The organism is Streptomyces sp. NPDC049040 (assembly GCF_043197715.1).
In the GTDB taxonomy this organism is placed as follows: Bacteria; Actinomycetota; Actinomycetes; order Streptomycetales; family Streptomycetaceae; genus Actinacidiphila.
The window spans coordinates 146567-157098 of record NZ_JBICTO010000015.1; the positions used below are offsets into that span (position 1 = coordinate 146567).

At 72.3% G+C, this 10532-nt stretch carries 10 protein-coding genes; 7 read left to right on the top strand and 3 right to left on the bottom strand.

What is annotated here, in order from left to right; translation table 11 throughout:
* Positions 1-12 precede the first annotated feature (12 nt).
* The 3 genes from ACGFMP_RS29255 to ACGFMP_RS29265 are packed head-to-tail and all read right to left on the bottom strand — an operon-like array spanning position 13 to position 3443.
* The gene (locus ACGFMP_RS29255) at positions 13-762 is read right to left on the bottom strand and encodes a succinate dehydrogenase/fumarate reductase iron-sulfur subunit (RefSeq protein ID WP_393676036.1); all 750 of its coding nucleotides are present in this window, start codon (positions 760-762) and stop codon (positions 13-15) included.
* Complete coding sequence (locus tag ACGFMP_RS29260; RefSeq protein WP_393676037.1) at positions 759-2708, bottom strand: fumarate reductase/succinate dehydrogenase flavoprotein subunit; 1950 nt, start codon at positions 2706-2708, stop codon at positions 759-761. Before ACGFMP_RS29260 ends, ACGFMP_RS29255 begins: the two co-directional genes overlap by 4 nt.
* Positions 2709-2738: 30 nt before the next feature.
* Entirely contained in the window at positions 2739-3443 is a 705-nt protein-coding gene (locus ACGFMP_RS29265; protein ID WP_393676038.1) for a succinate dehydrogenase cytochrome b subunit, read from the bottom strand.
* Between the two features lie 94 nt (positions 3444-3537).
* Here ACGFMP_RS29265 and ACGFMP_RS29270 point away from each other — a divergent pair, with 94 nt between their 5' ends.
* From ACGFMP_RS29270 to ACGFMP_RS29300, 7 genes are all read left to right on the top strand, one after another.
* The gene (locus ACGFMP_RS29270; RefSeq protein ID WP_393676039.1) at positions 3538-4458 is read left to right on the top strand and encodes a LysR family transcriptional regulator; all 921 of its coding nucleotides are present in this window, start codon (positions 3538-3540) and stop codon (positions 4456-4458) included.
* Positions 4459-5149: 691 nt separating this feature from the next.
* Positions 5150-6517 carry a histidine kinase gene (locus ACGFMP_RS29275; RefSeq protein ID WP_393676040.1) on the top strand — a complete coding sequence of 456 codons (1368 nt, stop codon included), beginning with the start codon at positions 5150-5152 and terminating at the stop codon, positions 6515-6517.
* A complete protein-coding gene (locus tag ACGFMP_RS29280) occupies positions 6510-6959 on the top strand; it encodes a roadblock/LC7 domain-containing protein (protein WP_393676041.1) in 450 nt (149 codons plus the stop codon). Before ACGFMP_RS29275 ends, ACGFMP_RS29280 begins: the two co-directional genes overlap by 8 nt.
* The gene (locus ACGFMP_RS29285) at positions 6956-7312 is read left to right on the top strand and encodes a DUF742 domain-containing protein (protein WP_393676042.1); all 357 of its coding nucleotides are present in this window, start codon (positions 6956-6958) and stop codon (positions 7310-7312) included. The genes ACGFMP_RS29280 and ACGFMP_RS29285 overlap by 4 nt, the downstream gene beginning before the upstream one ends.
* A complete protein-coding gene (locus tag ACGFMP_RS29290; RefSeq protein WP_393676043.1) occupies positions 7293-7889 on the top strand; it encodes an ATP/GTP-binding protein in 597 nt (198 codons plus the stop codon). The genes ACGFMP_RS29285 and ACGFMP_RS29290 overlap by 20 nt, the downstream gene beginning before the upstream one ends.
* Positions 7886-9145, top strand: coding sequence for a cytochrome P450 (locus ACGFMP_RS29295; protein WP_393676044.1), 1260 nt, complete (start codon positions 7886-7888; stop codon positions 9143-9145). The genes ACGFMP_RS29290 and ACGFMP_RS29295 overlap by 4 nt, the downstream gene beginning before the upstream one ends.
* On the top strand, positions 9142-10389 hold the full coding sequence (locus ACGFMP_RS29300) for a cytochrome P450 (RefSeq protein WP_393676045.1): 1248 nt from the start codon (positions 9142-9144) through the stop codon (positions 10387-10389). Before ACGFMP_RS29295 ends, ACGFMP_RS29300 begins: the two co-directional genes overlap by 4 nt.
* Positions 10390-10532 lie beyond the last annotated feature (143 nt).

Sequence of the window (10532 nt, forward strand, 5' to 3'; positions counted from 1 at the left end):
AGCCGGGGTTTCTCAGCTCCTGGGGACCTTCCGGGCCGCGCGCAGCCACTCCTTGTTCATGGCGGTGATCGAGGTGAGCGGAATGCCCTTCGGGCAGGCGGTCGCGCACTCGCCGGTCAGGGTGCAGCCGCCGAAGCCCTCGGCGTCCATCTGCGCGACCATGTCGAGCACCCGGGTCTCGCGCTCCGGCGCGCCCTGCGGCAGCACGTTGAGGTGGTTGACCTTCGCCGAGGTGAAGAGCATCGCGGAGCCGTTGGGGCAGGCGGCCACGCAGGCGCCGCAGCCGATGCACTCGGCGTGCTCGAAGGCGCTGTCTGCGGCGGCCTTGGGCACCGGGGTGGCGTGCGCCTCCGGCGCGGAGCCGGTGGGGACGCTGACGTAGCCGCCTGACTGGATGATCCGGTCGAAGGCGGCCCGGTCGACGACCAGGTCGCGCACCACGGGGAAGGCCGCGGCACGCCAGGGTTCGACGTCGATGGTGTCGCCGTCGCGGAAGGACCGCATGTGCAGCTGGCAGCTGGTGGTGCGCTCGGGGCCGTGCGCCTCGCCGTTGATCACCAGGCTGCACGCGCCGCAGATGCCCTCCCGGCAGTCGTGGTCGAAGGCCACGGGGTCCTCGCCCTCGACGGTGAGGCGTTCGTTGAGGGTGTCGAGCATCTCCAGGAACGACATGTCGGGCGAGATGCCGTCGATCTCGTAACCGACCATGCCGCCGGGCGCGTCGGTGTCGTGCTGGCGCCAGATGCGCAGGGTGAGCTTCATGCGTAGCTCCGCTGGGTGGGGTGGACGTACTCGAAGGCGAGTTCCTCGCGGTGCAGTACGGGTGGGTGGCCGGTGCCGGTGAACTCCCATGCGGCGGCGTAGGAGAAGTCCTCGTCCCTGCGGGCGGCCTCGCCCTCGGGGGTCTGCGACTCCTCGCGGAAGTGGCCGCCGCAGGACTCGGTGCGGTGCAGGGCGTCGAGGCACATCAGCTCGGCGAGTTCGAGGTAGTCCACGATGCGGTTGGCCCGCTCCAGGGACTGGTTGAACTCGCCTTCCGTGCCGGGGACCTTGATGCGCCGCCAGAACTCCTCGCGGATCTGCGGGATGCGGTCGAGCGCCTTGCGCAGGCCCTCCTCGTTGCGCGCCATGCCGCAGAACTCCCACATCAGCTCGCCGATCTCGCGGTGGAAGGAGTCGGCGCTGCGGTCGCCGTCGACGCCGACCAGCCGGTGCAGCCGCTCCCTGGTCTCGGCCAGCACGGCGGCCACCGCGGGGTGTTCGGGTCCCGGGGTGTCGTGCTGCGGGTGCCGGGCGAGGTAGTCGTTGACGGTGGCGGGCAGCACGAAGTAGCCGTCGGCCAGGCCCTGCATGAGGGCGGACGCGCCGAGCCGGTTGGCCCCGTGGTCGGAGAAGTTGGCCTCGCCGATCGCGAAGAGGCCGGGGACGGTGGTCTGGAGGTCGTAGTCCACCCACAGGCCGCCCATCGTGTAGTGCACGGCCGGGTAGATCCGCATCGGGACCTCGTAGGGGTCCTCCGCGGTGATCCGCTCGTACATCTCGAAGAGGTTGCCGTACTTCTCCTCGACGGCCTTGCGGCCGAGCCGGGCGATGGCGTCGGCGAAGTCGAGGTAGACGCCCTGGCCGCCGGGTCCGACGCCGCGGCCCTCGTCGCAGACGTTCTTGGCCGCGCGGGAGGCGATGTCGCGGGGCACGAGGTTGCCGAAGGCCGGGTAGACGCGCTCCAGGTAGTAGTCGCGCTCGTCCTCGGGGATCGCGGCGGCGGGGCGGGTGTCGCCCTTCGCCTTGGGGACCCAGATCCGGCCGTCGTTGCGCAGCGACTCGCTCATCAAGGTGAGCTTGGACTGATGGTCGCCGGTGCGCGGGATGCAGGTGGGGTGGATCTGGGTGAAGCAGGGGTTGGCGAAGTGCGCGCCGCGGCGGTGGGCCCGCCAGATCGCGGTCGCGTTGGAGTTCATGGCGTTGGTCGACAGGTGGAAGACGTTGCCGTAGCCGCCCGAGGCGAGCACCACGGCGTCGGCGATGTGGGTCGAGATCTCGCCGCTGACCAGGTCCCGGGCGACGATGCCGCGGGCGCGGCCGTCGATGACGAGCAGGTCGAGCATCTCGGTGCGGGCGTGCAGTTCGACGTTGCCTGCCGCGATCTGCCGGGACAGCGCCTGGTAGGCACCGAGCAGCAACTGCTGCCCGGTCTGGCCGCGGGCGTAGAAGGTGCGGGAGACCTGGACGCCGCCGAAGGAGCGGGTGTCGAGCAGGCCGCCGTACTCGCGGGCGAAGGGCACGCCCTGGGCCACGCACTGGTCGATGATCTCGACCGAGATCTGCGCGAGGCGGTGGACGTTGGACTCACGGGAGCGGAAGTCGCCGCCCTTGACGGTGTCGTAGAACAGCCGGTGGATCGAGTCGCCGTCGTTGCGGTAGTTCTTGGCGGCGTTGATGCCGCCCTGTGCGGCGATGGAGTGGGCGCGGCGCGGGGAGTCCTGATAGCAGAACTGGACGACGTGGTAGCCCTGTTCGGCGAGCGTGGCGCCCGCGGAGCCGCCGGCGAGGCCGGTGCCGACGATGATCACGGTGTGCTTGCGGCGGTTGGCGGGGTTGACGAGCTTCGCGGTGAAGCGGCGGGTGTCCCACCGCGCTTCGATCGGTCCCTGCGGCGCCTTGGTGTCGGCCAGCGGTTCGCCGGTGGAGTAGCGGATGTAGTCGGTCATGTGTCGGTTCCCTCGGCTCACTCGGCTCGTTCAGCTCACAAGCCCGGTCATGACACCGACGGGGACGGCGACGAAGCCGGCCGTCAGCACCAGCGCCAGGGCGTTGGCGGTGCCCTTCAGCACCCGGTCGCGGGTGGCGCTGCCGGCACCGAGAGTCTGGGCGGCGCTCCAGAATCCGTGCCTGATGTGCAGGCCGAGGGCGAGCATCGCGGCGATGTAGAAGACGTTGTTCCACCAGTCGTGGAAGGCGGCCACCACGTTGTGGTACGGGTGGCCTGGCACGAAGCCGCGCTGGACCGTACCGGTGGTCAGGTCGAGGAGGTGCCAGACGATGAACAGGGCGAGGATCACCCCGCCCCAGCGCATCGTGCGGGTCGCGTAGCTGCTGCGGGCCCGGGTGTGCACGTAGCCGACCGGCCGGGAGCGAAGGTCGCGCCGGCTGAGCTGGTAGGCGCAGACGCCGTGCGCCACCACCGCCGCGACCAGGCCGACCCTGATGATCCACAGCGCCCACTCGTAGTGCAGGAACGGCTCGCCGATGGTGCGCAGCCAGTGTGCGTAGCCGTCGAACGTGCCGGGGCCGAAGAAGATCTTGAGGTTGCCGAACATGTGGACGACCAGGTAGAGCAGCATCACCAGGCCGCTCACCGCCATGACCGCCTTCTTGCCGACGGTCGATCCCCAGACCGTACGGACCGCGGACGGCCGCCGGTCCATCCGTGTTGCCAGTGCCATGGACACGACGCTACGGCCGGGGATGACCAGTGGTCCAAGACATGATCGACCTGGACTCCATAGGCGGTTCCTATGGACGAGGTACCCTGGCACCATGCAGTTCCAGCAGCTGGCGTACTTCGTGGCCGTGGCGGACGCCCGGCACTTCACCCGGGCCGCCGAGTCGGTCCACGTGTCGCAGCCGTCGCTGTCCCAGCAGATCAGGGCACTGGAGAAGGAGCTGGGGGCCGCGCTGTTCAGCAGGGCGCGCGGCAACATCACGCTCACCGACGCCGGTGAGGCGCTGCTGCCCCTGGCCCGGCGGATCCTGGCCGACGCCGACACCGCACGGCACGAGGTGCTGGAGCTCGCGCAGCTGCGCCGCGGCCGGGTGCGGCTCGGCGCCCCGCCGAGCCTGGCGACCGGACTGCTGCCCGACGTGCTGCGCACCTTCCACGACCGGCACCCGGCGATCCGGCTGATCGTCGAGGAGGGCGGCTCGCACGACCTCGTGCGCCACCTGGCCCGCGGGGCGCTCGACCTGGCGCTTGTGGTGCTGCCGCTGCCGAGCCCTTCGCCCGCGCTGACCACGGTCGAACTCTTCCAGGAGGACCTGGTGGCGGTCTCGTCGGCCGACGACGAGGCACCGGCCTCGCCCCTGCGGATCGCCGATCTCGAAGGGCGGCCGATGGTGATGTTCCGGCACGGCTACGACCTGCGCGACCTGACGCTCGCGGCCTGCAGGGCGGCGGGATTCGAGCCGTACTTCACCGTCGAGGGCGGCGAGATGGACGCGGTGCTCGGCTTCGTCCGGGCGGGCCTCGGCATCGGGGTGGTGCCGGCCACGGTCGCCACCCGCGCGGGCCACGGGCTGCGGGTGACGCCGCTGGCGCGCCCGGGGCTGCGCAGGACCGTGGCCCTCGCGCACCGCAGCGACGTCGCCCCGCCCCGCGCCGCCCGTGTCCTGCAGGACGTCCTGCTGACCGCGGCGGGCCGGGCGGTGACCGGCCCCGGCCTCCATCCGGCCCGCTCGTAGAAAGCCTGCCCGCGGGAATCCCGCCGGCAGGCGGGAGCAGACTCGGAAAAGGCCCGGCGAATTTCACGCGCATCCGCCTCCCCACTCCGCCGGTAAATGATATGGCCGGTGCACGATCCGGGCATTCACGCACGCCTCCACGCGCATTCACCCATGCCCTCGTGGAAGTCCTCCCCTATTACGGGGCGGGTCAGGTCCGCCGGCCGCCGGAATCCGCGATTCAGGGTCGACAACCGGCCAGGAGTGGCCGAATTCCGGAGCGCCGCCTGGCGGGTGACACCCTTGCCGCGCCTGGCCTCCGGGGGGCATGGTTGCCCTGACCTCCGCGCACTTCCGCGCTTCCGTTGATTCACTTGATTTCACAGGCAAACGGGTATGACATCTTCCATTTACGGGAAGTCCGCAACCCTGCCGAGGGTGGTATCGTGCGTGATCGAAATCCCGAACACGGCCTGCGGGCAGGGATACGCGCACTCAACGGTCCGCAAATCGACACTCACCTGCTCGGACCTCCACCGTGTGCGCCCCTGTCATGATTCCGTGCTCATTTCCGCGTCCCCGGCCCGACCGCCGTCCGCTTGGCCCCCGGTCACCCACGCCGGCGGTGCGGGGGTGGCGGAGAGGCCGGACCCGCCCCCGCACGTCCGGCCCACCCCGCCCTCCCGCCGACCACGCCGTACAAGGACCCCACATGATCGAGCCCCTGGTGACCACTGCCACGCTGCTGGGCGGCGGTCTCGCCGCCACGGCGGCCGGCCTCGTCGCGCAGACCCGCGCCAAAAGGACCGCGGTCGCACGGGCCGGTGAGCTGGCGGACCGCGTCCACGCGGCGGAGCGGGCCGCGGACGCCAGGGCCGGCGCCCTGAACAGGCGCGTCCGCGCCGCGGAGCAGCAGGCCGCGGCCCTCGCGGCCGAGATCCGGCACCTCGCCCGGGTGCGCCTGCCGGCTCTTGTGGACACCGCGGCACGCGGCCACCGCGGGGTCACCGTGCCGGGACTCGCCGACGAGGCGCTGAAGGGCACGCCCGTCGACGAGCAGCACCAGGCCGTGCTCGACCTGTGCTCCGAGGCGATAGGGCTCACCCGGGAGACCATCGGCCTCGCGGCCCGCTCCACCGTGCGCGACCTCGTCGACGAGGCCCAGACGTACCTGGTCCGCTGCCAGATGGCCGTCATCGACGAGATGGACAAGGTCCCCGAGGCCACGGCCTTCCAGCAGGGCCTGATGAACGTGGACCACCCGCTCACCCGCTCCGTCCACACCCTCCAGCGGCTGCGCATCCTGGCCGGCTCCTGGCCCGGACTGCAGCGGGCCGACTGCACGTTCGCGGAGATCGTGGAGTCCGCCCGCGGCCGGATCGACCCTTACCTGCGCGTCCACTACACCCACGAGCCGAGCACCGGCGGCGTCTGGGTGGAGGGGCGGGTCGTCGAACCGGTCACCATCGCGCTCACCGAGCTGCTGTCCAACGCCACCTCGTACTCCGACGGCAAGGTCCTCGTGGAGGTGCAGCAGACGCAGACCGGCTGGTGCGTCCTGGTGGACGACAGCGGGCTGAACATGAGCCCGCAGCAGCGCGCCCAGGCCGAGCGGCTGCTCTCGAAGCACACCGTGCTCGACGTCACCAGCGTGCCGGACACCCTGAGCCTGGGCTTCCCGGTGATCGGCCGGCTGACGGCCGCGTACGACTTCCGCGTGGACGTCAGCTCCACCTCGCCCTACGGCGGGGTCCGCGCCGTCCTGCACGTGCCGCGCGAACTCCTCGGCGCCGGACCCACGCAGGAGGAGCAGGCGGCGGAGCGCCAGACGGCACGCAGCGCGATGGGCGTACCGGTCCGCGACCTGCCCGCGGCGCCGCAGACCCGGCCGGAGAGCGGCCGGGGACTGCCGCAGCGGCGGCGGCACCGGTCGCGGCCTGCGGCGCCCGCGGGCGGCCGCACCGGCGCACCGGCACCGCAAGAGGACCCCGAGGCGTTCAGCGAGGGCTTCGCCGGCTTGGCGGCGGCCATCCGCGACGGCGAGGACCAGCACCCCGAAGGAGAGCACCCCGATGACTGAGCAGCAGCCCACGGCCGACACCCACGACATGAGCTGGGTGCTCGAGCACCTGAAGAAGGAGAAGGGCGTCCTGCACGCGGTGCTGTTCTCCGCCGACGGCCTGGTCCTGGCGGCCACCTCGGAGCTGGAGCGGGCGGTGGCCGAGCGGACGGCCGCCAACGCCTGCGCCGCCTTCGCGCTCGGCAGGAGCATCAGCGAGTTCGCCGCGATCGAGGGCACCGCACCGCGCCGGATCATCATCGACCTGCCGGAGCACTGCATCCTGGTGTTCAGCGCCGGCCACGGCGCCGCGCTGGCGGTGGCCGTGGACGCCGAGATGACCAGCCCACAGGTGGCCGTGGCCTCCGCGGCCACGGTCAAGGCGGTCAACGGGCTGCGGGACGCGCTGTCGGCCCGGGAGCGCAGGAGGGCGGCGTCCGCACCGGGGGCGGTGTCGTCATGACGCCCCGAGGCCGCCGCCGCACCGGCATGGTGCGGCCGTACACCCCGGCGGACGGGCATGCCGTGCCGACCCGCAGGAGCCTGGACCTGGCCACCATCCTGATCGCCGACCGCGACATGCCGCTGCTCGGCCTGGGTCCGCACGCCTACCGGGTGATGGAGCACTGCCTGCCGGGAGCGCTGTCGGTGGCCGAGGTCAGCGCCGACCTCCAACTGCCGGGCGCCGTCACGAAAGTGCTGGCCGCGCGCCTCGTCGACAGCGGCCACCTCATCTGCCGCAACCCCGCGCCCGCCGCTCAGCAGCACGACAGGGCGCTGCTGGAGAGGATCCTGAATGCACTCGAACAGCTCTGACGGCCATTACCTCGACCCCGGGGTGACCCCGGTGAAGCTGGTCGTCATGGGTCCGTTCGCCGTCGGCAAGACGACGTTCGTCGGCGCCGTCTCGGAGATCAGGCCGGCCTCGACCGAGGAGAGGCTCACGCGGGCGGGCGAGCTCGTGGACGACCTGCGCGGCCTGGAGGACAAGGACACCACCACCGTCGCCCACGACTTCGGGCGGCTCACCCTGACCGACGACATCGTGCTCTACCTTTTCGGCACACCGGGCCAGGCCCGGTTCGCGGCGATGATCGAGGACCTGATGTACGGCGCCCTCGGCGGGGTCGTGCTGGTCGACACCCGGCGCGTGGCCGAGTCCTGGGACGCCATGGCGCGGCTGGAGGAGGCCGGGCTCGCCTACGTCGTCGCCGTCAACGCGTTCCCCGACTCCCCCGCCTACACCGAGGCCGAACTGCGCGCCGCGCTCGACCTGGACCCCTGGACGCCGCTGGTGATCGGCGACGTCCGCGAGCCGGGCTCCGCCAGGACCGTGCTCATCGCGCTCGTCTCCCACCTGCTGTCCCGCCCCAGTCTGGAGCCTGCCTCATGACCACCGCCCCCGAACTGCCGGTCTCCGCCCGGGGATGCCCGGTGCTCCACGGCGAGTCGTTCGCCGCGCACTCCCGGCAGGTCTACGAACAGCTGCGGGAGCAGGGGCCGGCCGGCTGGGCGGAGATCGCCCCGGGGGTGCACGCTCTCGTCGTGACCGCGCGCCGCGCCGCGGTCGACATGCTGAACGACCCCGCCACGTACGCCAAGGACTCCCGCCTGTGGGGCGACCTGGCATCCGGCCGGGTCCCGGCGGACAGCCCGGTGCTGCCGCTGATGGGCTGGCGTCCCTCGGTGCTCTACGCCGACGACGAGGTGCACGCGCGGCTGCGGTCGGCCATGGACGACTGCATCGCCAGGATCAGCCCGCACCGGCTGCGCGAGATCACCCGCCGCAGCGCCCTCACCCTGGTCTCGCGCATCGCGGAGCAGGGCAGGGCCGACCTGATGGCCGACTTCGCCGACACCCTCCCCCTGCTGGTGTTCGCCGAACTGCTGGGCTGCCCCTCCGACATGGCCGCCCGGATGGTCCGCTCCTGCCAGATCCTCATCAGCACCAGCCCGGACGCGGCCCAGGGCGCGATCGACTTCGCCGGCCTGCTCTTCGAGCTGATCCGGCTGCGCCACCAGGAGCCAGGCGACGACCTCACCTCCTGGATGCTCGGCCACGACGCCGGGCTCAGCGACGAGGAGACGCTGCACCAGCTGTACTGCGCGGTCGGCGCCGGTGTCATCCCGACCGCGGCATGGGTCGGCTGGGCACTGCACCTGCTGCTGCGCGACGACTCCTACGCCGGCTCGCTGGCGGCCGGCACGGTGACCGTGCGCCGCGCCCTGGAGAAGGCGCTGTGGGTGCGCAGCCCGATGGCGAACTTCTCGGTCCACTACGCCCGCAGGGACACCAGCCTGCACGGCGTCCCCGTCCCGGCGGGCGCGCCCGTCCTGGTCAGCCACGCCGCGGCGAACACCGACCCCGCGCTGCCGGCCGACCTCGGCTACGACAACCGGTCCCACCTGGCCTGGTCGGCGGGCCCGCACCGCTGCCCCGCCGTCAGCCAGGCCACGGTGATCGCCCAGACCGGCATCGAGACGGCGCTCGACCAGCTCTGGGACATGCAGCTGGCCGTAACGGACGAGGAGGTCCCGCTCCGGCACGGCCCGTTCCACCAGTGCCCCGTCGCGATGCCCGTGACGTTCCGCCCGAAGTCCGCGGCGGCCATCGCGGCCGCTGCCGCACCCGAAGGAGGTACACAGTGACCAGCGCAAGTACCGAGGTGACGCTCGACAGCGCAGGCGGCAAGCGCCTGTACGCGCAGGCGGACGAACTCCGCACGGCCGGTCCCGCCGTCCGCGTCCGGCTTCCCGAGGGGGTGTCGGCGTGGTCCGTCACCCGCGGCGACGTCATCAGGCGCCTGCTCTCCCACGACGCGGTGTCCAAGGACGCCCGCAAGTCCTGGCCCGGCTACGTCCCCGGCGCCATACCGTGGCTGTACACGTGGGTCGACGTCAAGAGCATGTTCACCTCCGACGCCGGTGACCACCAGCGGCTCAAGCAGCTCATCGGCCGCGCGTTCACCCCTCGCCGGATCGAGGACATGCGGCCGGTGCTCGAAGGCATCGTCACCGACCTGCTCGACGGCCTCGAGGACCGGGAATCGCGTGCGCCCGGCACGGTGTTCGACCTGCGCGCCGACTTCTCCTACCAGGTCCCCACCCGGCTGATCTGCGACCTGTTCGGTGTGCCCGCCGACCAGCGGCCCGCGATGCTCGGGGTCATCGACCGGGTGCTCACCACGGACGTCACCCCTGAGGCCGCCGCCGCGATCGGCCGCGACATGGGCGCGGCCATGTACGCGCTGCTGGAGACCAAGCGGCGCGAGCCGGGCGACGACATGACCAGCCTGCTGCTGAACGCGCACGAGGAGGACGGCGACCGGCTCAGCGAGACCGAGCTGATCTCCACCCTCATCCTGATGATCGGCGCGGGCAGCGAGACTGCCGTGGCCCTGATCGGGCACGCCGTGCGGGAACTGCTGGCCCACCCGGAACAGCTCGCCGCGGCGCAGCGCGAGCCGGGCCGCTGGGCGGACGTCATCGACGAGACGCTGCGCCTGCACCCGCCGATCATGCACATGCCCTTGCGGTACGCGACGGCCGACATCGACCTCGGCGAGGGCGTCGTCATCGCCTCCGGCGACGCCATCATCGTCGGATTCGGCGCGCACGGCCGCGACCCGCGGATCCACCGGAGCCCGGAGACCTTCGACATCGACCGCGAGGACAAGAGCCACCTCGCCTTCGGCTACGGCATCCACTACTGCCTCGGCGCCCCGCTCGCGAAGCTGGAGGCGGAGGTCGCGCTTCCCCGGCTCTTCGACCGCTTCCCCGGGCTCGCCCTCGGCGTCGACCCCGAGCAGCTGCCCCCGCACCGCTCGTTCATCGGCAACGACATGGCCCGGGTCCCCGTGGTCCTGGACGCCAAGGCCGGCCGCGCAGGTTGACCGGCAGGCCGGTCGGTACCGCCCGGCCTGCCGGGGCCCCGGGGGGGGGGGGGCCCCCCCCCGCCCCCCCCGCCCCCCCCCCCCCCCCCGGGGGGGGGGCGGGGGGCCGGGCCCCCCCCCCGCCCCCCGGGCCCCCCCCCGCC